Raw genomic sequence first — 26,816 nt, 5'->3', positions numbered from 1 at the left:
CCACGCTGGAGGATCCGGCCAGGGGCTGTTGCCCGCCGGCGGTGAACGGCGGGTCGGGGAACTGCGCCACCACGTCCACCAGGTAACTCGCCGAGGAATGCGATCCTGGGAAGTCGCCGGAGTATGAGTAGGCACCGGCGTCCGAGTAAGTCCGCAGGTTTCCTACGCTCAAGCCGTTGCCGAACCCGTTGCCGGTTGCCGAGTAGGCACCCGTAAGCGACTTGTAGGCGACAACGTATTCCGCGTTGGCGTTGATGGACACCGGCTGGTCAAAGAATGCTGTTTGCCATCCGGAGGTGCTCTCGTTGGCGAAGGTGACGGAGGCGAGCTGCTGGCCACCGCCTGTGAAAAGGTAACCGGTGTGGGTGCCCGTGTTACCGGCGGACTTGTAGAACTTCACGCCGGTTACAGTTCCGCTGGTGGTGCCGGAGAAGCGGATCCCGAGGGTCAATGGAACGCCGTCCATGACCTCTTCGATGGCCGGGACCACGGACTCGTCATAGAAGCTGCAGGGGCAGGAACCTGGCGGTGGCGGGGAAACTACTGTGGTGAAGAACCAGGACCCACCCGAGCTGAGGGTGACCCCACTGGAAGTGGTGCCCGTGAGCGTCGCGGTGAAGGTGGTGGCAAGGGCCAGCGGAGCAGCCGGGGTGAAGGTGGCCTTCCGGGAGACAGGATCGTAGGCCGAGGCCCCGGCAACCGGCGCGCCATTTGCATCCTTCAGGGTCAGGCTGACCGTGGACGCCGTGACGGGCTTGGAGAAGATTGCCCCGACGGTGGAGCCCTGCGGAACACTGGACGATCCCGGGAGGGGCCACTGCCCGCCCGCGGAGAGTGGCGTGTTGTCGGTCAGTTCGAACAACGCATCGACGAAGTAGTTTCCGCTGTTGTAGCTGCTGGTGGGATGGGAGCCGGCCACACCGTAGACACCGGCCGGCGGGCTGCCGAAGCCCCCCGCCACGGTCAACGGGGGCTCGACGGAGCCGAAGCTGACCCACTGGTAGTTGGTGCTCGCGTAGTGGCCGTTCGGGGCTGTGTAGGAAACCGTGTAGGTGCTGCCTGCAGAGACGGCGACGGCCTGGCCGAAGCTCACCTTCTGCCAGCCGGAAGCTGTCTCGGCCGTGAAGGCCGCCGTGGCCAGCCGCTGGCCGGCGGAATTCCAGAGTGAACCGTTGTGTGTTCCCGTGTTGGCTGAACTCTTGTAGAACCGGACGCCGCTGATGAAACCATCCACGGTGGGGGTGATCTTCAATCCGAGCTCATACGCGCCGCCATCCTGGGCGTCGGGTATCGCTGGTATCTGCTGGCCAAATACGGAGTAGGGGCCGGTGAGCTGGGCGGTCCGGGTGGCAACGGCACCGATATTCGCGCTGTCGTCCACGGCGCGCACCTTCAGGGCAGCAGTGCCCAGACCTTTTTGGATGTAGGTGTATGTCCAGTTCTGCTTTCCTTGGGCTGGGTGCCAGGACGTGCCGCCGTCAGTTGAAACTTCGACGCCGGCCACAATGCCCCCCACGTCCGTGGCAGTCCCCGAGGCGGTGACGCTGGTCCCGTGCACCAGACCGGCGTTGTCCGCCGGTGCGGTGATTGCCACTGTGGGGCCGGTCGTGTCTGTGCTGCGCGCAGCGGCCGCCAGCGCGGTGTCCCTGGTGCCCGGCTGGGCACCCATGTCAGCCAGCAGGTTGATTTGGGCCTGCTGGATCCTGGGGTCAGCCGGCGCCCCGGGGCCGTCGTGTTCCTGATCCAGCCCCCAGGTCCATTGCACGGTTCCGGCACCGAAAACCAGTGCCCCACTGGCCGCCTTGTACAGGGTGAGGTTGTGGGTGGTGGTGCCAGCGGAAACAGTGTTTCCGTAGTCGCGGAGATACTCCGGTGTGGTTCCGGTCGAGGTGGACAGCCGGATCAGGCCCGCTGGCCGGAAACCGTTGTCCAGGTCTTCATCGGACTCATACCCCACAGTGTGTTCAGCCAGTGCGGCTGTGGAACCGGCAGCCAGGCTGGCCAGCGATGTGTTGCGCCAAAGCCGGGATTTTCCCTCCGCAGAGCTGACACGAATCGGCATGTCCGTGTAGTTGGACATGTACATGGTGCCGGTCAGCGCGTTTTCAGGCAGGCCGCCGCCGTTGGCTTGGGAGGCATACCGCGGATCCCGCCATGTACCGGTCCAGCCTGGACTGGGATCGATCTTGCCGTTGGCCCAGGTCTCCTTATACGAAGTGATGGTCCGGTGCGCGGCCCCGTCCACCGGGGAGGGTTCAAACCGCACGCGCCAATACATTTCGTTCCCTGAGAGGAACTGCAGGTTGACGCCCGCGTTCCGTGCCGCCTCGACGTTGCTGCGCTGTGGCCCGGACCAGTACTCGTCGTGGCCAACGGAGAGGAAAACCTTGTGGTTCAGCAGCAACGCGCCGCTGCGGTCGGTGTCCAGACCGCTGATATAGCTGACGTCGTAACCGTTCTTCTCGAGGAAGCGGACCAAGGGGTACTCATTGCTGAAAAAGAAGTCGCGTCCGTCGGTGCCGTTGCGGGTATTGATAGGCCGGTTGTAGCTGATTTTGTAGGCGCGGCCATTGGCGGCACCTTCGTAAAAGTCGGAGCCACCATAGCTGTTGTAGGCCTGCCAGGTGGTGTCGGATGTTTGAAAGACGACGTCCGAGTGGCTGCTGTCGTTGCGGACCACGAAGGTGATGTGGCTGCTGTCGCCTGTGTCGGGGCGGGTGAGCAGGGCAAAGTACACGCCGGACACTGCGGTGGCCGGAACCTGCCATGTGGCCGAAACGGCCCAGGTCCCGCAATCGTAAAGTTCTGTGGCCGCGTCCCGCAGGCACTGCGGCTGGGTCTGGCGCGGGGCCGACGGTGTCACGTCGGCAATTTTCCGGGCGCCCAGGCCCTGGTACCAGCCTGTCCGGTAGATGGCGATGGTGTAGCTGGGCGCAGCAGTGTCGACTTTGAACCGCACTGGCTGGCCCGCATTGACGCTCATTTCCGTGGCGTACCCCTGAATGGATTCGTCACCGGCTCCGTCGATGTCCCAGACGTTGGGGTCAGCACCGGGCTTGGAGTTCTCGCAGGCGACGGCGTTGATCAGCGGTGCGCACGGGTCCGCGGCAGCTGCCGACGCCAGGAATCCCGCCGGAAGTCCCACCGGCAGCAGCGCGGCGAGGAGCGCGACGGCTAGTGGACCTACTATCCGCTGGAAGGCTGTGAGAGGCCGCTGGGCGGGGGATGCTGGCATGGGAACTCCTGATTTGAAGACGCGCAATGCGTTGGCGGCCGACATGGATGTGGCCCGAACCTTCACCGCCCACCCCAGAGGCGGCCAAACCAAGATATTCAGTTAATCCGGCTGATCTTTGAAACGCCCATCCGCGCAGTCTGCACCTGCGAAGGATCCAGCCATGAGTGGAACCGGTCCGAGGACCCGGGTGAGACCACTTGGCCAAGCGGTTTCTAGCAACCTGTGATCGTGAGCCTATGCCCGCCGAAAAAGCCGGGCAAGGCAGTTTGCGGATGTGGGCCGCGATCCCGCAAAAGTGTGTGGAAGTCCGCAGGTCCACCCACTGTCGGTGGAAGCAAGTAGATTTAAGGCCGGTAAGCGACAGCACCACCAGCCAGGAGACCAGAAACACCTTGCACCTCAAAAGCCTGACCGTCCGGGGGTTCAAGTCTTTCGCGTCCGCCACCACCTTCGACTTTGAACCGGGCGTCACCGCCGTGGTGGGTCCGAACGGGTCCGGCAAATCCAATGTGGTGGACGCCCTTGCCTGGGTGATGGGGGAGCAGGGGGCCAAAACACTCCGCGGCGGGAAGATGGAAGACGTCATCTTTGCGGGCACCTCCGGCCGGCCGCCGCTGGGCCGTGCCCACGTATCGCTGACCATCGACAACGCAGACGGCGCCTTGCCCATTGAATACAGCGAAGTCACCATTTCGAGGACACTCTTCCGGACCGGCGGATCCGAGTACGCCATCAACGGTGCCGGCTGCCGGCTGCTGGACATCCAGGAACTGCTCTCCGATTCGGGCCTGGGCCGGGAAATGCACGTCATCGTGGGGCAGGGGCAACTCGACAGGGTCCTGCACGCCACCCCCGAGGACCGGCGGGGCTTCATTGAGGAAGCCGCCGGCATCCTGAAGCACCGCCGCCGCAAGGAACGGACGGTGCGCAAGCTTGAGGCCATGCAGGCCAACCTGCAGCGGCTCTCGGACCTCACCGGCGAGATCCGCCGCCAGCTGACGCCCCTGGGAAAGCAGGCGGAAGTGGCCCGCCGGGCACAACGGGTCCAGTTCGACGTCCGGGACGCCCGGGCCCGGCTTTTGGCTGACGACCTCGTGTCACTGCAGCGGGCCCTTGACCGGGAGGTCGCCGATGAGGCTGCGCTGAAAACCCGGCGCGCCGCCGTTGGGCAGGCGCTTGAACAAGGCCGCCGTGAGCAGGCCGTTATGGAACAGTTGGCAGCTGAGGCCACGCCGCAGCTGAACGCCGCCCGGGATACCTGGTACCGGCTGTCCGCAGCCAGGGAACGGCTCCGCTCACTCGGGTCACTTGCGCAGGAACGCAGCCGCCTGCTCGGGTCGGATGAGGCCCCGCCAACCGGCCGCGACCCCGAACATCTGGAGCAGCAGGCCGCCCGGGTCCAGGCCGAAGCCGCGGGCCTGGGCGTTACCGTCCAGGGCCTGCGCACCACCTTGGCCGCCGCCACCGCGCAAAAAGCCGAAGCGGAGCAGGCAGCGCTCACCGAGGATAAACGTCTTGCGGCCGAACTCCGCGCGGCCGCAGACCGGCGCGAAGGCCTGGCCCGGCTCGCCGGTCAGGTTGCCGCAGCCCGTTCGCGGGTGGAGTCCGCCCAGGCCGAACTGGGCCGGCTGCGGGAGTCCCTGTCCGCCGGCTCAGGCCGCCGCGCCAAGGCCCAGGCCGAATTCACTGCCCTGGAAAACCAGGTGGCGGGCGTCGAAGAGGGAGAGGAATCCCTGGACGCCGATTACGAGGAGGCGTCGGCCGCTCTTGACGGCGTGACGGAAGACATCGCCGGCCTCAAACTGGAGGTCAATGAAGGGATCCGCCGCCGCGACGCACTGGCCGCCAGGCTGGATGCCCTCAGGCTTGGCCTGGAACGCAAGGACGGCGCCCGCCATGCAGTACAGGCCGGAGTGGCCGGCGTACTGGGCACCCTCGCCGGCGAACTCACGGTGCAGGCAGGCTTCGAGACAGCCATTGCCGCTGCGCTGGGGGACGCCTCTGAGGCTGTCCTGGTCCAGGACCCGGGGGCCGCAGCTGCTGTCCTGGAACTGCTGAAGTCGGACGACGCCGGGCGGGCGGCGCTGCTGCTGGGCTCTGCCGGGGTATCGGGCACCGCGCCCCAGCGGGACGTGGACCTGCCGCCTGGCGCCCAATGGGCTTCCGGCCTGGTGGCCGGTGCCGGTGGACACCTCCCGGCGGTGCGGCACCTGCTCGCCGGGACCGCCGTCGTCAACGACATCACGGAAGCGGCTGCCCTGGTGGCACGGAGCCCGGAGACAGTTGCCGTGACGTTGGCCGGCGATGTTTTTACGGCCGTCTCCGCGACCGGCGGTTCGGCGAAGGCGCCGTCACTGCTCGAAGTCCAGGCCGCAGTGGCCGACGCCGAAACCCAACTTGCCGGGGTAAGCGCGGGGCTGGAGCGGAGCAGGTTTGCCCTGGCCGGCGCCGAGGGCCGCCAGTCCGAAGCCAAACAGCGGGCAGATGCGGCCCTGGACAAGCTGCACGACTCCGACGCCCGCCTGGCTGCCGTGGCCGAACGGCTTGGCCACCTGAATTCGGTGCTGCGCAGCGCCGTGGGAGAGGATGAACGCCTCCAGGCGTCCCTGCTGCGGGCGGAAGCCAACGTGGTGGCGGAGGAGGAAGCGCTGGCGGGGATCGCCGCGAGGCTGGCAGCAGCGCAGGAGGTCCCCGCCGACGAGGAACCGTCCACTGACCAGCGGGACCGGCTGGCGCTTGCTGCCACAGCGGCCCGTGCCGCAGAGGTGGAAGCCAGGCTCTCGCTGCGCAGTTCCGAAGAACAGCTCACCGCTACCCGCAACCGGGCCGTGTCCCTCGAACGGGCGGCCGCCACTGAGCGCCGGGCAAGGGAGGAAGCGGCGGAGCGTGCCCGTCGCCGGCGCCTGCAGGCACGGCGTGCGTCGGCGGTTTCGGCAGCGGTTGAGGTGGCCAACCGGTTCGTGGACATTTCCGTGGACCTGGCGGCGCACGGACGGGACCTTGCCGAACAGAACCGCGAACGGCGGGACCAGGGGCTGGTGGAAATCCGGGCCGCCAACGATGCCCTGGCCCGGGAGCACGCCGACCTTACCGATACCGCGCACCGGGACGAATTGGCCCGGACCCAGCAGCGCGCCCGGATTGAAGCCCTGGAAACCAGGTCCATCGACGAACTGGGCATCACCCCGGAGGCGCTGGTGGCAGAGTTCGGGCCGGAGCTCCCCGTTCCCGTTGCGGCGGGGGAGAGCCAGGACAAGTGGGCGGCCCTGCGCACTGAAGTTGACCAGGACGGGGCCGCTGTTGTCGAAGGAATACCCTACGTGCGGGAGGAACAGCAGAAACGGCTCCGCAAGGCCGAGCGGGACCTGGCCAGCCTGGGTAAGGTCAACCCGCTGGCCCTTGAGGAGTTCGCGGCACTGGAGGAACGGCACCAGTTCCTCGCCAGCCAGCTGGAGGACCTCAAAGCCAGCCGGAAGGACCTGCTGGACATCATCAAGGAAGTTGACGACAGGGTCCAGCGCGTTTTCACGGAGGCGTTCGAGGACACCCAGGCCCAGTTCGTCCGCGTGTTCGACAGACTTTTCCCCGGCGGTGAAGGCCGGCTGGTCCTGACCGACCCCACCGACATGCTCACCACCGGCATCGAGGTTGAAGCGCGGCCGGCCGGTAAAAAAATCAAGCGGCTCTCGCTGCTGTCGGGCGGCGAACGTTCACTCACCGCCGTCGCGCTCCTGGTAGCCATCTTCAAGGCCAGGCCTTCCCCCTTCTATGTTATGGACGAGGTGGAAGCCGCCCTTGACGACACAAACCTGGGCCGGCTGATCACCATTTTCGAGGAGCTCCGCGAGTCCAGCCAACTGATCGTGATCACGCACCAGAAGCGGACCATGGAAGTGGCCGATGCCCTTTACGGGGTGACGATGCGCGGCGACGGCGTCTCCACCGTCATCAGCCAACGGATGGGCGCCGACACCTGACGTATGGCGGGGCAGGTCACCGTGCCCGGACAGCCCCGGGCAGCCCCGGGCAGCCGGTGCAATTATGAGAAGCTAGGGGATGTGAATGACATCCTTCCTATTGTTTTGTCCATTGTTGCTGCCCTGGCGGTTATCGGCGGGCTGATCCCGGTTTTCCTCAAGACCCGAAGGAACATCACCCAGTATCCGGGGCAACGCGACGCCAACGACCCTGAGGTGCGGCCGGGGGGCAGCACCCTGGAGGAGGACCGGCCCGCCGGCGCAGAACCTGCGGCCCCTTCCGCAGTTGACATGGCAGGCCTGGACACCACCGTCCCGGACGACGCCGCCGGCCTGGAAACCATCCGCGTGGAGACTCCACTGCCGGTGGCCGGCCGCCTGACGCGGCTGCGCGAACGCTTGGTCCGCTCCAACAACATCATGGGCAAGGGCCTGCTGGCCCTGCTCTCCAGCGATAAAATCGACGAAAACGTCTGGGACGAGGTCGAGGAAACGCTGCTTCTGGCGGACCTGGGCACCGAACCGACAATGCAACTGGTTGACGCACTCCGCGAGCGGGTGAAGGTGTTGGGCACCCGCACCCCGGAGGACGTTAAAGCGCTGCTCCGTGAAGAGCTCATCAAGCTGGTTGACCCCACCATGGACAGGACCCTGAACGTCCAGCGGCACGCGGACAAGCCCGCCGTTGTGATGGTGGTGGGCGTCAACGGCGTCGGCAAGACCACCACGGTGGGCAAGCTTGCCCGGGTTCTGGTCGCCGAGGACAAGGACGTGCTGCTGGGTGCGGCGGATACTTTCCGCGCGGCCGCAGCTGAACAGCTTGCCACGTGGGGCTCCCGGGTTGGCGTACCGACGGTAAAGTCCGACGTCGACGGTGCAGACCCGGCCTCTGTTGCCTACGAGGCGGTGAAGGCCGGCATCGACCAGGAAGTCGACGTGGTGATGATCGACACCGCGGGCCGGCTGCAGAACAAAGTGGGCCTCATGGACGAGCTCAGCAAGGTCAAGCGCGTGGTGGAGAAACTGGCTGAAGTGGACGAGGTGCTCCTGGTCCTGGACGCCACCACCGGCCAGAACGGCTTGAACCAGGCCCGCGTCTTCGCCGAAGTTGTGAACATCACCGGCATTGTCCTGACCAAACTGGACGGCACCGCCAAGGGCGGCATCGTCGTCGCCATCCAGCGGGCCCTGGGCGTTCCGGTGAAGCTGATCGGCCTGGGTGAAGGTGCCGATGACCTGGCGCCCTTCGAAACCGAAAGCTTTGTGGACGCACTGCTCAACTGACGGGCCGGCCAGCCGGCGCGTCCGGTTCAAGCCCCGGCACCCCGCACCACAACAAAGCCCTGCTTCCGGTTCGGGAAGCAGGGCTTTGTTGTGGTGCCCCCGGGAGGGCCGGCTCGATCTCAGTAGGTGAAGTTCAGCACCGTGGCGGTGCCGGCCGTCAGCTGGAACGTCTGGGTTTTCTCGCCGTAGGCAAAGCCGGGCACGGTGGGCCGCGAGGCCACAGGCACCGAAGCCTCAAGCGCGCCGTCAATCTTGGTTTCGCCTTCGGCGGAGTAGGACGGTCCGGTCATCTGGGTCATGGTTCCGGTCAGCGCCTTGCCCGGCAGTTCCAGCTTTACGCTGGTCTGCGCAGCCTGCGTCGGATCATTCTCGTTGACGATGACCACGCTGGTGCTGCCGTCAGCGTTCTGTAGGGCGTACCCGTAGGCCAGGCCGCCGCCGGTGGTTTCCAGCTTCAGGAACTCACCGCCAGTCAGGTCCGCCGCGACGGACATGCCGAAGAACGGGGACCGCTCAAACACGGTGCCATCCGGCTTCAGGTAGGCGCCGCCGGAGCAGAGCGGCGACAAGGGGGGCCCGCCCTTGCAGGTCAAAAGGGAGCTGTGGAAGCCGAGCCGCTGGATGCCGTTCTGGGCGGACGCGAGGATGTAGTCAACGCTCCAGAGCGCGGACGCATGCGTCCGGCTGGTGGGGTTGGCGCCATCGCAGGCCGAGATTCCGGTTTCCGGGATCCACACCGGCAGGCCTGCCGGACCGGCAATCTCCAGCGCCGCCTTCTGGTAGGCGAGCGTGCGGTCATGCATCTGGCGCGTCATGAGGTTCGCCATGGTCGGCGCACTTTGCGGGTCCTTCGCATCACAACTGGTCAGCGGGTAGTGATGCAGCGACAGGATCTTCTTCTGCTGCGTGGTCGTTTTTACGAACGGTTCCCACCAGGACTCGGCGTAAGCGCCCGGTCCCAGCAACGGAACCTGGGGTGCCACGGCAAAAATGGCGTCGGCGTATTCCTTCAGCTCAGCCAAATAGTCGTCGCGGTCCCATCCTGACGGCCGCACGCCGCTGGTGGGGAAACCGTTCGGTTCGTTCCCTACGGTGACGCTGACCAGCCGGGCTTTGAAGATATCTGCGGCGTACTTCATCATGTCCGCTGCCCGGGGTGGGTCGAAGTGGCCCAGGTCCACAGTCAGGCTGATGGTTGCATCGGTCGCCTCGAGGAGCGTGTTGACGCGTTCGAAATCCGCCGGAGTAACAGCCCGGACCGGGCGGGGCTTGTCACCGGTCAGGTTCCCCGGGATGGGCTCGCCCGTGGACGTCCAGTACATCCGCCTGTCCACGGAACTGCCGCCAAAGCGGAGATGGGGTTTTTTGAGGCCGGAAAGGAGCGCCACCATTTCGGCGTTGTCGCCGCGCAAATTAGTGTCCGCCAGGTCGGTGGCTTCCAGCGAAAGGCCCACGATGCCCTCCGGCATGGACGTTCCGGTTTTGTCGGCAGAGACCTTCAGGGTCATGGCGTCAACGGCGGTCAGCGGCGAACCGGCCGGCGGACCGGCCTGGTTGTAATACGTGACAGGCGGCGCGGGCGGCAACGACTTCGTCGCTGTGGCTGTGGCTGTGGCCGTCGGTTCGCTGGTGGGCTGCGAGGTGGCTGCGGGGGTACCGCCGCCATTCTGGAGGAGCGGCAGGACGAAGATGATCAGGGCGATCACCACAACGGCGGCGACCAGGGCCAGCGGCCACCATTTCCGGGAGCCGGGCCTGGTGTCCCGGCGGGCCGGGCCGGGCGGATGTTCGGGTGGCAAGGGATCAGAAGAAGGCATGCGCAGGTTACTCCAACGTTTGGGTGTGTTACCGCATAGCCTAGCGAATGACGCTTCCCCTGCTGCTATTGGGCAGGCCCGGCTGGACGCCGGACGAGGGTTTCCGGGGTGGCGGTCCAGGCCGCCGCGGCCAGGAGCAGGATGCCGCCGGTGATGCCGAACGCCCATCCGTACCCCAGTTTGTCCGCCAGGATGCCTGCCAGGACAGGACCGGCGATCGCGCCGATGTCCGCCGTCATCTGGTAGGCGGCCAGGACCCTGCCGCCGGAGCGGCCGTTGCCGATCACGTCCGCCAGCGCTGCCTGTTGGGCCGGTCCCAGCAGGCCGGAGCCGATCCCCGCCACCGCCGACGCCGCCAGGAACCAGCCCAACCCGGACGTGAGCCCGATTCCAGCGGTCGAAAGCCCGGCCACCAGCAAGCCGGCGACCATCATGGGCCTGCGCCCCAGGGAGTCTGCCAGCCGGCCGGAAAACGTCAGCGCAGCGGCGTTTCCGGCAGCGAAGACGGCCAGCGCCAGACCCGCCGATTCCGGCCCGGCCCCCAGCGCGGCCACTGCAAACAAGGGAACTGTTGCCATGCGGACGCCGAAGGTAGCCCAGCCGTTGGCGAAACTGGACAGCAGCGCCGATCGGTAGGCGGGGATCCGGAGGCCCTCGGAGAAGAGCATCGCAGGGATGGCGGGGCCGCCGTCGTCCGCTGACCTCCGTTGATGGCTGAGCTGGGTCTGGACCACAACGGCGGCCAGCACCAAAGCGGCGGCGTAGGCAAGGAACGGGACCCGCAACCCGAAGCCGGCCAGCAGCCCGCCCACGATGGGTCCTGCCACGTTGCCAATGAGGAACGCCGAGGCGTAGGCCCCGGAGACGCGTCCCCGGCTCTCGGGCGGCGCCAACCGGATCACCAGGGCCATGGAGGCTACCGTAAACATCACCGACCCCACGCCGCCCAAGCCACGGAACACCAGCAACTGCCAGTAGTCCTGGGCGAAGGCGCAGGCCGCGGTGGAGGCCGCCACGATGAGCAGCCCGCCCACGTACACGGGACGCTCACCCAGCCGGGCGATCAGCACCCCGCCGGCAGGCGCAAACACCAGGCGCATAAACGCGAAGATGCTCACAATGACGGCCGCCGCTGTTGCCCCCACGTCGAAGGTTGTGGCGAACTGCGGCAATACCGGCGCAACAAGCCCGAATCCGAGGGCAATCAGGAACGCGGCGGCAAGCATCACCTTGATGTCCCGCGGCAGGCGCTCGCGTGGCGGCCGGAGCCGGGCCAAAATCCGTGCAGTGGCGCCGCCGGTGCGCGGTGTTGCGGTCATGATGCGTGATTCCTTGCCGGGTGGGACGCCGGGATCCGGCGAAAGTGCAGAAACATAACCGTAACAAGGCGGATATGCACCATTTACTTCCTAGAGGTTGTTGTAACAGGCCCGCAATCTAAATCCTCCGCGAGCGAAACACGGCGCCGACACACTCGTTACAGGACGCAAACGGCGTTGGCAGGCGGAGAACTCCGCAAGATTCGAGTGAGAGAGGACGTGCACCATGGAACTTACCGCAGGTCACGTATGGGTCATGGTGTCTGCAGCGCTAGTGCTGCTGATGACACCGGGCTTGGCATTCTTCTACGGCGGCATGACACGCGCCAAAGCAGCACTGAACATGATGATGATGAGCTTCATCTCCATCGGCATGGTGGGCGTTGTCTGGATTCTCTGGGGCTACTCCATGTCCTCCGGCGATGGCTTCCTCCAGATGGTGGGCAACCCCTTCGCCAAGTTCGGATTGGAAGGCATTGACACCCCTGACGGCCTCATCGCCGTTGGCTTCGGCGCCACCTTCGCCATCATCACCGTCGCGCTCATCAGCGGTGCGATCGCCGACCGCGCCAAGTTCGGCGCCTGGACCGTGTTCGTCCCCGTCTGGGTCACCCTGGTGTACTGCCCCCTGGCCTACATGGTGTGGGGCGGTGGCCTCTTCAGCACGGAGGGTGCCGTTGGTGCAGCGCTCGGGGAAGCCATCGACTTCGCCGGCGGCACCGTGGTGCACATCAACGCCGGCGTCGCGGCACTGATCCTCGTCTTCATCGTGGGCAACCGCAAGGGGTTCGGTAAGGACCCCAACCACCGCCCGCACAACATCCCGTTTGTGATGCTCGGCGCGGCCATCCTGTGGTTCGGCTGGTTCGGCTTCAACGGCGGCGCGGCCACCACCGCAGAGCAGGGCGGCCTCATCTGGATCAACACGCTGGCAGCACCCGCAGCGGCAATGCTCGGCTGGCTCGTCACCGAACGCATCCGCGACGGCCACCCTACGTCCCTCGGTGCCGCATCAGGCGTCGTCGCAGGCCTCGTGGCCATCACCCCGGCCTGCGCCAACGTCAGCCCCGTGGCCGCCCTGGGCCTCGGCGTGGTGGCCGGTGTGGCCTCCGCCCTGGCGGTCGGCCTGAAGTTCAGGTGGGGCTTCGATGACTCGCTCGACGTCGTCGGTGTGCACCTCGTCTCCGGCATCATCGGCACCGTGGCACTGGGCTTCATCGCCCTCCCCGAAGAAGGCATGGGCGGCGGCCTCTTCTACGGCGGCGGCATGACCCAGATGTGGGCCCAGCTCGCAGCAGCCGGCATCGCCATCGCCTACTCAGCGGTGATGACCACCATCATCGCCCTGGCAATCCACAAGACCATGGGCTTCCGGGTCTCGCAGGAACAGGAATCGGTGGGTGTGGACCTCAGCCTGCACGCCGAGACCGCCTACGAGTTCGGTGTGGGCGGACACGGCGGCAGCTTCTCCCCGCTCCACGACATGATCACCGGCAAGTCCCAGTCCGAAGCGGCTGGCAGGAATGAAGCAGCAACAGGCAAGGAAAGCGTGGGGGCATGAAACTGATCACTGCAATCGTCAGGCCGGAAAAGCTCGAAGCAATCCGGGAGGGACTGGAATCCTACGGGGTCCAGGGCCTGACGGTCAGCGCAGCCAGCGGTTACGGCCGGCAGCGCGGCTACACGGAGGTTTACCGCGGCGCTGAGTACAACGTGGATCTCCTGCCCAAGATCCGGGTGGAGGTGCTGGCCACCGATGAGCAGGCGGATGACATCCTGGACGTGATCATCGCCAGTTCCAACACCGGCCGGGCCGGAGACGGCAAGGTCTGGACCATGGACGTCTTTGAGGCAGTCCGGGTCCGCACCGGGGAGCGCGGCGTGGCCGCGATCTAGCACTGGCAGCGAAGCAATAAGGAAGGGCAGGGAACCGGTCAGGTTCCCTGCCCTTCCTGCGTTGCCGGGGTGAACGGCCCCCGGGCCCGGCAGCGGCCTACCTGGCCCCGGCGGCTCCGGACCAGGACGCGGGGCCTTCCGATCCGGCGTCGTACTCATCCAGCGGCACCTCGCCGTCCTGCCACGCCTGCAGCACCGGTTCAACAATGCGCCAGCAGTCCTCCGCGGTGTCGCCGCGGACGGACAGCAGCGGATCCCCGGTAAGCACACCTTCCAGGACTTCGCCGTAGGGGAGCAGGTCGGCGCCGCTCAGTTCGGCCTCCAAGGTGGTCCGCGTCAACGTGAAGAGGTCCCCTGGCCCATCCACGTCGACGTCGAACTGCAGCGTGTCCGGCCCGAACCCGATCCGGAGTTGGTTGGGGGAGTCAACACCGCTGAAGCCCTTGGGCAGGTGCGGGACGGGCCGGAACGTCACCACCGCCTCCTTGCGTTTGGCGCCCAGCGCCTTCCCTGACCGCAGGATGAAGGGCACACCCTTCCAGCGCCAGTTATCGATGCCGACCTGGACTTCGGCAAGGGTTTCGGTCCCGCGGGAGGCATCCACGCCTTCTTCGGCGGCATAGTCCGGGACGTCCTTCCCGCCAACCGTGCCGGCGGTGTACCGCGCCCGGCGGGTGGACCGGTTGAATGGTCCGTTGACGCTGCTGGCGCGCAGCACCCCGGCGATGGCGTCGCGGAGGTCCCGCTCGTGGATGCTGGCAGGCGGCTCGATGGCCATCAGCGCCATGATCTGCAGGAGGTGGCTCTGGATCATGTCCCGCAGCGCTCCGGCGCCGTCGTAATAGCGGGCGCGGCCTTCCAGGGCCAGGTCCTCGTCGAAGATGATCTCCACCTTCTCGATGTGCTCCCGGTTCCATACCGGCTCCAGGAAATTGTTGGCGAACCGCAGGCCCAGGATGTTCAGCACCGTGGCTTTGCCCAGGAAATGGTCCACCCGGTGGATGTGGTCCTCCGGCACCAGCCGGGCCAGGGTCCGGTTCAGCTCCCGGGCAGACTCGGCACCGGCCCCGAAGGGCTTTTCCATCACCAGCCGGGTGCCGGCGGGAACCTCCTCCGGCCGGAGGACCCCGCACGCCAGCTGGCTGATCTTCGGCGGCAGGGCGAAGTACACCGCGACCGGGCCATCGAGTGTCCGCAGCAGCGAGGCCAGCCCGTCTTCCGCCGTGACATCCAGCTGGTGGTAGCTGCTGGCGGCGGCCAGGGACTTCAGGGCCGCCGCGCCGTCGGCGCCGGCCTCCGCACCTTCAGCGGCGAACGACGCCTGCAGCCGCTCCTGCCACTGCGCGGCTGTCCACGGATCGGAGCCTGCACCCACCAGGGTCAGGCCATCGGCGCGGCCGCGCACCACCAGGCTGGCCAGGCCCGGCAGCAGGAGCCGCCCGGTCAGGTCGCCGGAGGCGCCAAGGATGAGCAGGGTCCGTACAGTTGTTTGGCTCGTCATTTTGCCAGCATGCCATCATGCGGGCCCGACTTGGTACCCTAGATAGTCGAGTCCCGATCATCCACTGAAAGAAGTTCACGGCGCGTGTTCAATTCACTCTCTGACCGGTTGACAGCAACCTTCAAGAATCTTCGTGGCAAGGGCCGCCTGACTGAGGCTGATGTTGATGCCACAGTCCGCGAGATCCGCCGCGCCCTCCTGGATGCCGACGTCGCTGTATCCGTGGTCCGTGAATTCACCGGCCGGGTACGCGAACGCGCCCTGGGCGCCGAGGTCGCAGCCGCGCTGAACCCCAGCCAGCAGATCGTCAAGATCGTGAACGAGGAACTGGTGGAGATCCTCGGCGGCGAAACCCGCCGGATCCGCCTGGCCAAAAACGGCCCAACCGTCATCATGCTGGCCGGCCTGCAGGGCGCCGGTAAGACCACCCTGGCCGGCAAGCTCTCCAAGTGGCTGAAGGCCCAGGGCCACAGCCCCATCCTGGTGGCCTGTGACCTGCAGCGGCCCAACGCCGTCACCCAGCTCCAGGTGGTGGGCAAGCGGGCCAACGTGCCGGTGTTCGCACCGCACCCGGGTGCCACCTACACCGAGCTCGACCACCCGGCAGGCGATCCTGTTGAGGTTGCCCGGGCCGGTGTCGAGGAAGCCCGCCAGAAGCTGCACGACGTGGTGATTGTGGACACCGCCGGCCGCTTGGGCGTGGATACGGACATGATGGAGCAGGCGCGCCAGATCCGCCGGGCCATCGTCCCCAATGAAGTCCTCTTTGTCATTGACTCCATGATCGGCCAGGATGCCGTGAACACGGCGCTCGCCTTTGATGAAGGCGTCAACTTCACCGGCATTGTGCTGTCCAAGCTCGACGGCGACGCCCGCGGCGGTGCCGCCCTGTCCGTCGCGTCGGTCACCGGCAAGCCCGTGATGTTTGCGTCCACCGGCGAAGGCCTCGACGACTTCGAACTGTTCCACCCCGACCGGATGGCTTCGCGCATCCTGGACATGGGTGATGTGCTCACGCTCATCGAGCAGGCCGAAAAAAACTGGGACAAGGACGAAGCAGCCCGGATGGCGAAGAAATTCGCCGACCAGGAAGACTTCACCCTGGACGACTTCCTCGCCCAGATGCAGCAGATCCGCAACATGGGCTCCATGAAGAAAATGCTCATGATGATGCCGGGTGCGCAAAACATCCGCCAGCAGCTCGAGCAGTTCGACGAGCGCGAGATCGACCGCGTCGAAGCAATCGTCCGGTCCATGACGCCGCACGAGCGCGTGGCCCCCAAGATCATCAACGGCTCCCGCCGTGCCCGCATCGCCCGCGGTTCCGGTGTCCACGTTTCCGAGGTCAACGGCCTGCTGGAGCGTTTCGCCCAGGCGCAGAAGATGATGAAAAAAATGGCCCAGGGCGGCATGCCGGGAATGCCCGGGATGCCTGGCATGCCCGGCGCCGGTGGCGGTGCCCGCAAGAACGCCAAGAACGCGCCCAAGAAGAAAGCCAAGTCCGGCAACCCGGCCAAGGCGGCCCAGGAGCTCAAGGACGCGGCAGCCCGGCGCGCAGCAGGCCCCAAGGCGCTGCCCACCGGGGCTGCCTTCGGCCAGCAGCAGGGGGACTTCGATCCCTCGCAGCTCAACCTGCCCAAGGGCTTCGACAAGTTCCTCGGGAAGTAGCCCAACCAAGTAGCGCCAAGTGCCGTTCTGAACACTCAGGACGACACTTGGCGCTACCCGGTTGGGATGTCGGTACCGTCGAATAGGGTTGGGACATGGTCAAGCAACGGGTGGTGTTCGTGCACGGCGAGGGAAGCTTCGGCGCGGCCGCCTGGCCCCGGCAACACGGCATGGCGCTCACGTACGACGCCTTATTCCTGCGCCGGCACGGCTACGATCCCGTCACTGAACCAGTGGAGTCCTCCTTCGGGGCGGACACAGCGGTGATCCTTGAGGCACTGGCCGACGACGGCCGGGGAACCGCCGGCGGGCACGTTGTGGCGCATTCACAAGGGGCAGTGGCGGCCATGATGGCCGCCGTCGAACGGCCGGACCTGGTCCATTCCCTCACGCTGGTGGAGCCGGCCTGCCTGTCGCTGACAGCGGGCCTGCCTGCCACCGCCGCCCACATCAGGCTGATGCAGCCGCTTTTTGATGCCCGGCACCAGCTCAGCGACGAAGACTTCCAGCGTGGGTTTGTCCGCCGCGTGTACGCCACGGACCTCCAGGAGCCCACCTCGCTGGAGGAGAAGCGGTCCGCCCGGCGGATGCGGCTGCAGGTACCCGCGTGGGAAGCGCCGCTGCACATTGTTCCGGGTGTGCCCACCCTGGTGCTTACCGGAGGCTGGGAACCACTGTATGAGGAAATCGCCGGCTACCTCCGGGAAACCGGCGCCCTGCACCGCATTGCTGCGGGCGGGCACCGGCCCCAGGACTCCCCGGACGGCGACCACGCCATCCGGGGATTCATCAGCGACGTCAGCCGTGGAGTGCAGGCCAAAGCATCCTGACCGGCCGCCGGGAGAAGCAGCCTAGCTTCCTGCCGGCATCACCGGCTCCGGCAGGTAGACCTTTCCGCCGGAAGCGAGGAACTCGTTGCTTTTTTCCCGCATGCCGGTGGCCATCTCCGCCAGCGCGGCCTGCGCTTCCGCGGAGCCGTATTCGTCCCGGATGTCCTGGCTGATCCGCATGGAGCAGAACTTGGGCCCGCACATGGAGCAGAAATGCGCTGTTTTGGCCGGTTCCGCGGGCAGGGTCTCGTCGTGGAAGGCCTCCGCCGTGACGGGGTCCAGTGACAGGGCGAACTGGTCCCGCCACCGGAACTCGAACCGTGCCTTGGACAGGGCATCGTCGCGTTCATGCGCTCCCGGGTGGCCTTTCGCCAGGTCAGCGGCGTGTGCGGCAATCTTGTAAGTGATCACGCCCGTTTTGACGTCATCCCGGTTGGGCAGGCCCAGATGCTCCTTCGGTGTGACGTAGCAGAGCATGGCCGTGCCGTACCGGGCGATCTCCGTGGCGCCGATCGCTGACGTGATGTGGTCATAACCCGGAGCGACATCCGTGACCAGCGGTCCCAGGGTGTAGAAGGGGGCGCCCTTGCACAGCTCCTGCTGGCGTTCCACGTTCTCCCGCACCAGGTGGAAGGGCACGTGGCCCGGGCCTTCAACCATCACCTGCACGTCGTATTCCCAGGCCCGCTGGGTGAGCTCGGCCAGCGTGTCCAGTTCGGCGAACTGGGCGGCGTCGTTGGCGTCGGCAGTGCCACCCGGCCGGAGGCCGTCACCGAGGGAAAACGCGACGTCGTACCGCGCGAATATTTCGCACAGCTCGTCAAAGTGCGTGTAGAGGAAGTTCTCCTGGTGGTGCGCAAGGCACCACCCGGCCATGATGGAACCGCCGCGGGACACGATGCCGGTGACGCGGTTGGCGGTGAGCGGCACGTAGCGGAGCAGGACGCCGGCATGCACCGTCATGTAGTCCACGCCCTGCTCGCATTGCTCAATCACCGTGTCCCGGAAGATCTCCCAGGTCAGGGCGTTGGCTTCGCCGTTGACCTTCTCCAACGCCTGGTAGATGGGCACGGTCCCGATCGGGACGGGGGAGTTCCTGATGATCCACTCCCTCGTGGTGTGGATGTCATCGCCGGTGGACAGGTCCATCACGGTGTCGGCGCCCCACTGGGTGGCCCACTGGAGTTTGTCCACCTCATCGGCGATCGAGCTGGTCACCGCGGAATTGCCGATATTGGCGTTGATTTTCACCAGGAACGCCTTGCCGATGATCATCGGCTCGGACTCGGGGTGGTTGATGTTGTTCGGGAGGATGGCGCGGCCGGCGGCGAGTTCGCTGCGCACCAGTTCAACGTCGCAATTTTCGCGCAGGGCCACAAACCGCATTTCCCGGGTGACGATGCCGTTCCGGGCATAATGCATCTGCGTGACGTTCCGCCCGCCGACGGCGCGGCGGGGCACCGGATGCGCACCCTTCCACTCCGCGGAAGCCGCTCCGCGGCGCACAGCGGACCGGCCGTCGTCGAGCAGGTTCCGTTCCCTGCCGCCGTACTCCTCGGTGTCCCCGCGTGCCGCGATCCACTCCGTCCGGAGCGGCGCCAGGCCCAGGACCGGATCACTTCCAGGGCCCGCAGTCCGGTAGGTCCGGAACGGGGAGTTTGCGGTACCTCCGGGGGAGGGCTCCAGCGCAATTTCCGTCACCGGAACCCTGATCCCGGCGGCCGGGTCTTCGAGGTAGGCCAGCGAGTGCGAGGCCAACGAACGGGTCTCCGCCCCCGTGCCGTCCCCGGTAGCAGGCAGATTTTGGGCAGGGTTGAACGGTGTTTTGGATGTATTCAAGGAATACTCACTTCCTTCGCCGGCATTACCCGGACAGGTTCGACGGTCGCAGGCTGCGTCAGCCCGATCTCAGCCCCTGCAGGGGCACCCGTGTGGTCACCAAGAAGCTACCACAAGCCCCGGCCGGGGGTTGTGTCACACTGCGGTGCTAGCCTGCATGCGTGACCACTAGCCCACATAAGGCCCAGGACGGGCCGCCACAAAAACCGTTTCCGGGCCCCCGGCGGCCGTCCGCTTTTCAAGGTGCGCGACAGTGACCCAGGTACTGGAGTTCAGCGGCCCGGTCCTCACCGGACCGGATACCGTGCGGCACGGCATGTGGTCGGTCGATGGCGTGCTGACGTTCAACCGGCCGCGGCAGGCACCCGGGAAAACCCTCGACGGGTGGGTCCTTCCCGGTTTTGTGGACGCGCACTGCCATCTGGGCCTGGGGCCGGGTGGCGCCGTGGGCCGGGAAGAAGCAGAGCAGCAGGCCCGCACGGACCGGGACGCCGGCACCCTCCTGGTCAGGGATGCAGGCGCACCGCTGGATACCCGCTGGCTGCAGTCAGGACGGGAGTTCCCGGTGCTTATCCGGGCCGGCAGGCACGTGGCCCGCACGCGGCGGTACCTGCGGGGATTCGCCGAGGAAGTGGAGCCGGCTGACCTGGTCCAGGCGGTGCGGAAGCAGGCGCGCGACGGCGACGGCTGGGTCAAGCTTGTGGGCGACTGGATTGACCGGGATGCCGGTGACCTCGCACCCTCCTTTCCTGCCGCCGTCGTCCGTGACGCCATCGCGGCGGCGCACGACGAAGGCGCCCGCGTTACCGCCCACTGTTTTGCAGCGGACACCCTGGACCAGATGCTGGACGGCGGCATCGACTGCATCGAACACGCCACCGGGCTGCAGCCACGGCACCTGCCGCGTTTCGCTGAACAGGGGGTACCCATCGTGCCCACCCTCATCAACATCGCCACCTTTCCTGACATCGCGGCCAGGGCGGAAGCGAAGTTCCCGCGCTACGCCGAACATATGCGCTCACTGTGGGAGCGGCGGGCGGAGCGGGTGCTGGAAGCCTTCGAGTCCGGGGTGCGGATTTTCGCGGGCACCGACGCCGGCAGCGTTATCCGGCACGGCCGGATCACGGACGAGATCCTTGCCCTGCATGGAGCCGGCCTGCCCACGGCCGCAGCACTCGATGCGGCCTGCTGGGCGGCCCGGGACTGGCTGGAAGCGGAAGGCATCCGCGAAGGGGAGCGGGCCGACGTCGTCCTGTGCGCAGGGGACCCGCGCCTCAACCCTCTGGACATCACCCGGCTTTCGCATGTGGTGCTTGGCGGGGAGTTGATTCGCTGAAGCGCTCGCACCTCGCTTGGAATAAATTGAAGCTTCAAGTAATTTTAAGAGTGAAGGCCCCCGCACCGAGGGCCCAGCACCAGGAGCACCCAATGACCGCAGCAGCCAGCAGCAGTGACCTTCTTCCCGCCGACCTCACCATGGGCACCGTGATGCTCAAGGTGGGCGACATGAAGGTCATGACCGATTACTACCAGCGCGCGCTCGGCCTGGAGGTGGTGGCCGAGCAGGACGGTGGACTGTACCTGGGCCGGCTGCAGAAGCCGCTGGTTCACCTTGCCCCAGCCCCCGGCCTGAACCTGCCCGGCAGGGGAGAGGCGGGACTCTTCCACACCGCCCTGCTCTTCGAGGACCAGTCGGCGCTGGCCGCTACGGTGGCCTCCGCCGCCCGGTTTGAGCCCCGGTACTTCACCGGCAGCGCCGACCACCTGGTCAGTGAGGCCTTCTACTTCAATGACCCCGAGGGCAACGGCATTGAGCTGTACTGGGACCGGCCGCGGAGCAACTGGTCCTGGAACGGCACCGATGTGGTGATGGACAGCCTGGCCCTTCCCCCGCAGCGCTACCTGGATACGCACCTCACCGAGGAATCCGTGGCAGGCCAGCAGGCCACCGGCGCCGGAGTGGGCCACGTCCACCTCCAGGTGGGCGATGTGCAGTCCGCCCATGACTTCTACGTCGGTGTCCTCGGCTTCGAAAAGACCGCCGGCTGGCACGGCCAGGCGCTCTTTGTCTCCGCCGGCCGCTACCACCACCACATGGCCATGAACGTCTGGAACAGCCGCGGCGCAGGACCCCGCAAGGACACCCTGGGCCTCGGCGAGGTACTGATCCAGGTACCGGCCGGGGACGACGTCGGATCCCTCGCCGACCGCCTCAAGGTGGCCGGCATCGCCGCCCACCACACCGGCGCCGAACTGCGCTTCGAGGATCCGTGGAAGAACAGCATTCGCGTCGCCGCAGCCTGAAGCCCGCGGCGGTGGCCGTGCACTAGGCTGAAACCGAAGGGCCGGGGCTGCGGTACCGCCGCGCCGGGAGGCCGCACCGTCAACGAAAACGAGGGACATTTCCATGGGCTTCACCGAGATCTTCGTGGCCACCCATGACGCAGCGCTGAAACATGCCGGCGTCCTGGATGCAGGCAGCAGCGCACCGGCCGCGAAGGCGGTGCGGATCACGGGAATCAGCGACTTCGAAGTGGAACAGCTCGGTGACCTCGCCGGCACAGCCGTCCACGCCGGCGGTGCCGACTACGAACTGACTATGGTGGACGTTTCCAGCGACTCGCTGCTGGCGGTCCCGCCCGCCATGGTCCGGGCGCTGGCAGACCTGCTCACCTACGAAACCGAGGGTGACGGCGAGGTCCTCGACGACGTTTCCGGGCAGTGGGCCGCCCAGGACGACATGCCGTTCGACGCCGCGAAGGCCAAGGAATACGTGCAGCAGGTCGCCGAACTCGCCGGCTCTGTGGATGACTCCGAGCGCACCGGCCTTTACGTCTGGTCCGCCTGAGCCTTCCGCCGCGGTTCCCCCGGCCTGAGGTCGGGGTGTCAAGTCGAAATCCGGACGCTGATCTGGCACAATGGACAGGTACTCGATCCGCGTGGCCCCTCTCTCCGCGTCCGGATCCTGTCCTTTGAACCTTCAAGTATGGCCCGCCCCACGGGTGCAGAACGATTGCTTCGCCCCTTTTCTGAAACAGGAGTGACCACAAAAGTGGCCGTAAAGATTCGCCTTAAGCGCTTTGGCAAAATGCGCGCACCGTACTACCGCATCGTCGTCGCCGATTCACGCACCAAGCGTGATGGCCGCGCCATCGAAGAAATCGGCAAGTACCACCCCACCGAAGAGCCCTCATACATCGAGGTTGACTCCGAGCGTGCACAGTACTGGCTCTCCGTCGGCGCCCAGCCGTCCGAGCAGGTTGCCGCCATCCTGAAGATCACCGGTGACTGGCAGAAGTACAAGGGCCTGCCGGGCCAGGAAGGCACCCTGAAGACGAAAGCTCCCAAGGAAGCCTTTGTTGCCCCGGAGAAGAAGTCCGTGATCATCCCGGAAGCCATCACCAAAAAGGCAGCCAAGTCTGACGCAGCCGAGGCGCCGGCCGAAGCAGAGACCACCGAGGCTGAGTAGATTGCTGGCAGACGCGCTCGAACACCTGGTCCGCGGAATCGTTGATTCCCCGGACGACGTCAAGGTCAGCTCCAAGAACAACCGCCGCGGGGATACCCTCGAGGTGCGGGTTCATCAGGAAGACCTCGGCCGGGTGATCGGCCGTCAAGGCCGCACGGCACGCGCCCTGCGCACCGTTGTGGCTGCCTTGGCCGGTGGCGAGCCGGTACGGGTCGACGTCGTCGATACCGACCGCCGCCGCTGAACGCCACGCAATTTCAGTTTTACCTCCGGCCCCTCCACCCCTGGTGGAGGGGCCGGAGTGCTTTGACCCCACATCCAGTATTTCAATCCCGAACAGAGGAACACATGCAGCTCCAGGTGGCGCGTATCGGCAAACCCCACGGCATCCGCGGGGAAGTCACGGTCCAGGTCCTGACGGATGTTCCCGGCGACCGCTTTGCCCCCGGCACCGAGTTCGTGGTTGAACCGGCCTCCGCCGGCCCGCTGACGGTTATCAGCGCACGCTGGAACAAGGACATCCTCCTGCTGGCCTTCGACGAGGTGGCCGACCGGAACCAGGCGGAAACCCTGCGGGGCGCCAAACTGTTCATCGAAACGGAGGAACTCGACGACGATGACGACGACGAGGGCTGGTACGAGCACGAACTCGTCGGGCTCGAGGCCCGGGTTGCCGGTCGCGTGGTCGGAAAAATCGCCGCGCTGAACACCATGCCGGTCCAGGACCTCCTGATGGTCTCCACCCCCGACGGAACCGAAATCCTCGTTCCTTTTGTGGAGCAGATCGTGCCCGAGGTCAACGTCGCCGGCGGCTACATCGTCATCACCCCGCCGGACGGACTTTTCGAAGTCAACACGGACGACGCCGGCGCCCCCGAAGGCCCGGAAGGCACCGCCTAAATGCGCGTCGACGTCGTCAGCATCTTTCCCGACTACCTGGCGCCCCTTGAACTGTCGCTGATCGGCAAGGCGCGCCAGGACGGGCTGCTGGACCTGGTGGTCCACGACCTCCGGACCTTCACCACCGACAAGCACCGTTCCGTGGACGACACGCCCTACGGCGGCGGCGCCGGAATGGTGATGAAGCCTGAGCCGTGGGCCGAGGCGCTGGCTGCGGTCGCGGGAATGCACCCCCAGGACGGTGGGAAGCCGGTCCTGATCGTCCCCTCGCCTGCCGGCGAGCGTTTCACGCAGGCGCTGGCTTATGAACTGGCCGAGGAAAAGCACCTCGCTTTTGCGTGCGGGCGCTATGAGGGCATCGACGAGCGGGTCATTGAATGGGCCCATGAGCACTTCACTGTCCGGCCCGTCAGCCTGGGTGACTACGTCCTCAACGGCGGCGAGGTAGCGGTCCTGGCCATGGTGGAGGCCATTGGCCGGCTGCTTCCCGGGGTGGTGGGAAATCCGGAATCACTCGTCGAGGAGTCCCACTCAGACGGGCTGTTGGAGTACCCCGTCTACACCAAGCCGTCCGTGTGGCGCGACCGTGAGGTCCCTGCGGTCCTGCTGAGCGGCAACCACGGCAAAATTGCGCAGTGGCGGCGCCACGAGCAGTACCGCCGGACGGCCGCCCGCCGCCCGGACCTGATGGACTCATTCGTTGCCGTCAACCTGCCGCGGGCGGACCGGAACGAGCTGTACAACCTGGGCTACGAGGTTGTGGACGGCGCCCTGGTGCGCCGCCCGGACGCGCAGCGGGACTGAACCTTCCGCGTCCTGGCCGGGTTGATTGGCTGTAAGCGCCGCGCTGTGGCAAAATTAGTCCTTGTGTCTGCTGGGTCCGCGCCTGCTACAGGGGGAGCGTTACCAACAGCCAAGACAACCGGCCCCTTCAATCAGTGACGGGGGCAGGACACTTACCTTTCGGCCGTGATTTCCGGTGCGCATCAGCGCCCGGGCCTGGCGGCCGTGACCCAAAGTGAATGACCTGTGGCGTTCACCAGGAGTGCAATCATGCATATTCTCGATTCCGTAGATGCAGCTTCGCTGCGCACCGATGTTCCCGCGTTCCGCGCAGGCGACAACCTCAAGGTGCACGTGAACATCATCGAAGGCAAGAACTCCCGTGTCCAGGTATTCCAGGGCTTCGTCCTGGGCCGCCAGGGTGACGGCGTCCGCGAGACCTTCACGGTCCGCAAGGTCTCCTTCGGCGTGGGCGTGGAGCGTACCTTCCCGGTGCACTCCCCGATCATCGACAAGATTGAGGTTGTCACCAAGGGTGACGTCCGCCGCGCCAAGCTGTACTACATGCGCGCACTGCGCGGCAAGGCTGCAAAGATCAAGGAAAAGCGCGACTTCAGCTCCGCCAAGTAGGTCCCTTCCGGACCTGCAAGGCCGGGCCGCAAGCCGTATCCGGCCAGCGCCGGAGCCCTCCAGCACCAGCGCCCAGGATACGGATTATGGACCACACAAAACGCCAGCCCCGCAAAAAGGGCTGGCGTTTTGCGTTCCTGGCGCTGGCACTGGCCGTGGTTGCCAGCGGCCTGGTGCGCTCGTTGTGGCTGGACGTCTACTACATTCCATCGGAATCCATGGAACCCCTGCTCCAGGGCGGGGACCGGATCCTGGTGTCCCGGACCGGCTTCCGGGACGAACCCGTTCAGCGCGGCGACATTGTGGTTTTTGACGGCCGGGGTACGTTCGCCCCGCTCAACAGCGGAAAGGGTCCGCTTGGCGACGCGGTCTCCGCGGTGACGCAGTGGCTGGGCCTGACCGGCAGCGACACCACCTACGTCAAGCGCGTTATCGGAGTGCCGGGCGACCACGTGGTGTGCTGCGACGCGGCCGGACAGGTCACCGTCAACGGGAAGCCGCTGGCGGAGCCGTACATCTTTTCCGGCGACGCCCCGAGCACCCAGAAGTTCAATTCCGTGGTCCCGGAGGGCCGGCTCTGGCTGATGGGCGACCACCGGTCCCTGTCGGCGGATTCACGCAGCCTGCTGGGCGCCCCCGGCGGCGGCATGGTTCCGGTGGACCGGATCATCGGCCGGCCGGTCCAGATCATCTGGCCGCTTGATAGATTTGCAGCAGTAGCCCGGCCGCCTTTGGCCGGAACATCAACAGAGAACGGACAGTAGATGCCCGAGAACAACGCGCGGCCTTCAGAGCCGCGTCCGGACGGCGCATCGGACCTCCCGTCCGGCGAAGCAACCAACCCCGCGGCGGCTGACGGCGAAACGGGTCCCCGCGCTGCGGAAACCGGCGCTGATGCAGGTGCCGCGGATTCCGGTCATTCGGATTCCGGCGCTTCGGAAGCCGGTACGCCGGCCGTTCCCCAGGGCCGCCGCTCCGCGAAGGCCCAGCCCACCGGCAGTCCGGTTTTCGCCTGGCTGAAGGAAGTGGCCACCGTTGTGGTCATTGCCGTGGTCCTGTCCTTCCTGATCAAGACCTTCCTCTTCCGGGCCTTCTTCATCCCTTCCCCTTCCATGGTGGAAACCCTGGAAGTCGATGACCGCATCTTCGTCAATCTCCTGGTCCCTGAGCCGTTCGGCCTGAACAGGGGAGACGTTGTGGTGTTCCGTGACACGAAGGGCTGGCTGCCGGCCGCACCCGACAAGGCGCAGGGTCCGTTCACCTGGATCCAGGACGGGCTGGCCTTTGTGGGGCTCCTCCCGGACAACTCCGAGCAGCACCTGGTGAAGCGGGTCATCGGCCTTCCCGGCGACCACGTCACGTGCTGCGACGCGGACGGGAAGCTCACCATCAACGGCGCGGCCATCAACGAGACCTACATCAACCCGGCCGAGATCCCGCAGGTACGCAATTTCGACGTTGTGGTCCCCGAAGGGAAGATCTGGGTCATGGGCGACAACCGCAACCACTCGGCGGATTCCCGTGCCCACACGGACGCCGACGGCGGGTTCATCGACCTCGACGACCTCGAAGGCAAGGCCGCTGTCATCGCCTGGCCGCTGAACCGCATCACCGCGCTGGATAACTACCCGGACGTGTTCCGGGGCGTCCCGGCGGCAGGCTGAG

General features: G+C 66.3%; 21 protein-coding genes and 1 riboswitch. Of the genes, 16 read left to right on the top strand and 5 right to left on the bottom strand.

Annotation, left to right across the window (positions count from 1 at the left end):
- Positions 1-3,235 (bottom strand): N,N-dimethylformamidase beta subunit family domain-containing protein (locus ASF72_RS10470; RefSeq protein WP_056598680.1); only part of this gene is annotated, 3,235 nt, incomplete at its 3' end.
- Between the two features lie 395 nt (positions 3,236-3,630).
- Between ASF72_RS10470 and smc the strand changes: the two genes are divergently transcribed.
- Together smc and ftsY are read left to right on the top strand one after the other, a co-directional pair.
- Positions 3,631-7,215, top strand: a complete 3,585-nt coding sequence (gene smc / locus ASF72_RS10465; protein WP_197273629.1) for a chromosome segregation protein SMC — start codon at positions 3,631-3,633, stop codon at positions 7,213-7,215.
- Positions 7,216-7,296: 81 nt separating this feature from the next.
- Positions 7,297-8,499, top strand: a complete 1,203-nt coding sequence (ftsY, locus tag ASF72_RS10460) for a signal recognition particle-docking protein FtsY (protein WP_050687996.1) — start codon at positions 7,297-7,299, stop codon at positions 8,497-8,499.
- A gap of 119 nt (positions 8,500-8,618) precedes the next feature.
- On the opposite strand, the gene ASF72_RS10455 is transcribed toward ftsY, so the two are convergent.
- Together ASF72_RS10455 and ASF72_RS10450 are read right to left on the bottom strand one after the other, a co-directional pair.
- Positions 8,619-10,316: a hypothetical protein gene (locus ASF72_RS10455; protein ID WP_157370966.1), complete on the bottom strand. Its 1,698-nt coding sequence runs from the start codon at positions 10,314-10,316 to the stop codon at positions 8,619-8,621.
- A 65-nt stretch (positions 10,317-10,381) separates the two neighbouring features.
- On the bottom strand, positions 10,382-11,635 hold the full coding sequence (locus tag ASF72_RS10450) for an MFS transporter (RefSeq protein WP_050687075.1): 1,254 nt from the start codon (positions 11,633-11,635) through the stop codon (positions 10,382-10,384).
- A gap of 226 nt (positions 11,636-11,861) precedes the next feature.
- On the opposite strand from ASF72_RS10450, the gene ASF72_RS10445 reads away from it, so the two are divergent.
- Positions 11,862-13,196 (top strand): ammonium transporter, encoded by a 1,335-nt coding sequence (locus ASF72_RS10445; RefSeq protein ID WP_056598678.1) that lies wholly within the window; start codon positions 11,862-11,864, stop codon positions 13,194-13,196.
- A complete protein-coding gene (locus ASF72_RS10440; protein ID WP_050687078.1) occupies positions 13,193-13,531 on the top strand; it encodes a P-II family nitrogen regulator in 339 nt (112 codons plus the stop codon). Before ASF72_RS10445 ends, ASF72_RS10440 begins: the two co-directional genes overlap by 4 nt.
- Before the next feature lie 97 nt (positions 13,532-13,628).
- Here the strand turns inward: ASF72_RS10440 and ASF72_RS10435 are convergent, their stop codons facing one another.
- Positions 13,629-15,032 carry a glucose-6-phosphate dehydrogenase gene (locus ASF72_RS10435; RefSeq protein WP_050687080.1) on the bottom strand — a complete coding sequence of 468 codons (1,404 nt, stop codon included), beginning with the start codon at positions 15,030-15,032 and terminating at the stop codon, positions 13,629-13,631.
- An 84-nt stretch (positions 15,033-15,116) separates the two neighbouring features.
- On the opposite strand from ASF72_RS10435, the gene ffh reads away from it, so the two are divergent.
- A complete protein-coding gene (ffh, locus tag ASF72_RS10430; protein ID WP_050687082.1) occupies positions 15,117-16,700 on the top strand; it encodes a signal recognition particle protein in 1,584 nt (527 codons plus the stop codon).
- Between the two features lie 95 nt (positions 16,701-16,795).
- A complete protein-coding gene (locus tag ASF72_RS10425) occupies positions 16,796-17,530 on the top strand; it encodes an alpha/beta fold hydrolase (RefSeq protein ID WP_056598675.1) in 735 nt (244 codons plus the stop codon).
- A gap of 21 nt (positions 17,531-17,551) precedes the next feature.
- On the opposite strand, the gene thiC is transcribed toward ASF72_RS10425, so the two are convergent.
- Positions 17,552-19,369: a phosphomethylpyrimidine synthase ThiC gene (thiC, locus tag ASF72_RS10420; RefSeq protein ID WP_056598672.1), complete on the bottom strand. Its 1,818-nt coding sequence runs from the start codon at positions 19,367-19,369 to the stop codon at positions 17,552-17,554.
- Positions 19,364-19,471: riboswitch (TPP riboswitch) on the bottom strand. Its footprint overlaps the gene before it by 6 nt.
- 151 nt (positions 19,472-19,622) lie before the next feature.
- Between thiC and ASF72_RS10415 the strand changes: the two genes are divergently transcribed.
- The 10 genes from ASF72_RS10415 to lepB (ASF72_RS10370) all read left to right on the top strand — a co-directional run bounded on the left by ASF72_RS10415 (position 19,623) and on the right by lepB (ASF72_RS10370) (position 26,815).
- Positions 19,623-20,705, top strand: a complete 1,083-nt coding sequence (locus tag ASF72_RS10415; protein WP_056598669.1) for an amidohydrolase family protein — start codon at positions 19,623-19,625, stop codon at positions 20,703-20,705.
- Between the two features lie 92 nt (positions 20,706-20,797).
- A complete protein-coding gene (locus tag ASF72_RS10410) occupies positions 20,798-21,673 on the top strand; it encodes a VOC family protein (protein WP_056598666.1) in 876 nt (291 codons plus the stop codon).
- Between the two features lie 103 nt (positions 21,674-21,776).
- Positions 21,777-22,217, top strand: a complete 441-nt coding sequence (locus tag ASF72_RS10405; RefSeq protein ID WP_050687091.1) for a hypothetical protein — start codon at positions 21,777-21,779, stop codon at positions 22,215-22,217.
- Between the two features lie 204 nt (positions 22,218-22,421).
- Positions 22,422-22,838: a 30S ribosomal protein S16 gene (rpsP, locus tag ASF72_RS10400; protein ID WP_050687150.1), complete on the top strand. Its 417-nt coding sequence runs from the start codon at positions 22,422-22,424 to the stop codon at positions 22,836-22,838.
- A 1-nt stretch (position 22,839) separates the two neighbouring features.
- Positions 22,840-23,082, top strand: coding sequence for an RNA-binding protein (locus ASF72_RS10395; RefSeq protein ID WP_050687093.1), 243 nt, complete (start codon positions 22,840-22,842; stop codon positions 23,080-23,082).
- Positions 23,083-23,186: 104 nt separating this feature from the next.
- Entirely contained in the window at positions 23,187-23,738 is a 552-nt protein-coding gene (gene rimM / locus ASF72_RS10390) for a ribosome maturation factor RimM (protein WP_056598663.1), read from the top strand.
- On the top strand, positions 23,739-24,542 hold the full coding sequence (trmD, locus tag ASF72_RS10385) for a tRNA (guanosine(37)-N1)-methyltransferase TrmD (RefSeq protein ID WP_050687098.1): 804 nt from the start codon (positions 23,739-23,741) through the stop codon (positions 24,540-24,542).
- Positions 24,543-24,791: 249 nt separating this feature from the next.
- Positions 24,792-25,151 carry a 50S ribosomal protein L19 gene (gene rplS, locus ASF72_RS10380; protein ID WP_050687100.1) on the top strand — a complete coding sequence of 120 codons (360 nt, stop codon included), beginning with the start codon at positions 24,792-24,794 and terminating at the stop codon, positions 25,149-25,151.
- 86 nt (positions 25,152-25,237) lie between these two features.
- Positions 25,238-25,915: a signal peptidase I gene (gene lepB, locus ASF72_RS10375; protein ID WP_056598659.1), complete on the top strand. Its 678-nt coding sequence runs from the start codon at positions 25,238-25,240 to the stop codon at positions 25,913-25,915.
- The gene (gene lepB / locus ASF72_RS10370; protein ID WP_050687104.1) at positions 25,916-26,815 is read left to right on the top strand and encodes a signal peptidase I; all 900 of its coding nucleotides are present in this window, start codon (positions 25,916-25,918) and stop codon (positions 26,813-26,815) included.
- Position 26,816: the final 1 nt, after the last annotated feature.

The sequence above is a fragment of the Arthrobacter sp. Leaf141 genome, assembly GCF_001424565.1.
Classification (GTDB): Bacteria; Actinomycetota; Actinomycetes; order Actinomycetales; family Micrococcaceae; genus Arthrobacter.
This window is presented reverse-complemented; position numbering and strand designations above follow the sequence as displayed.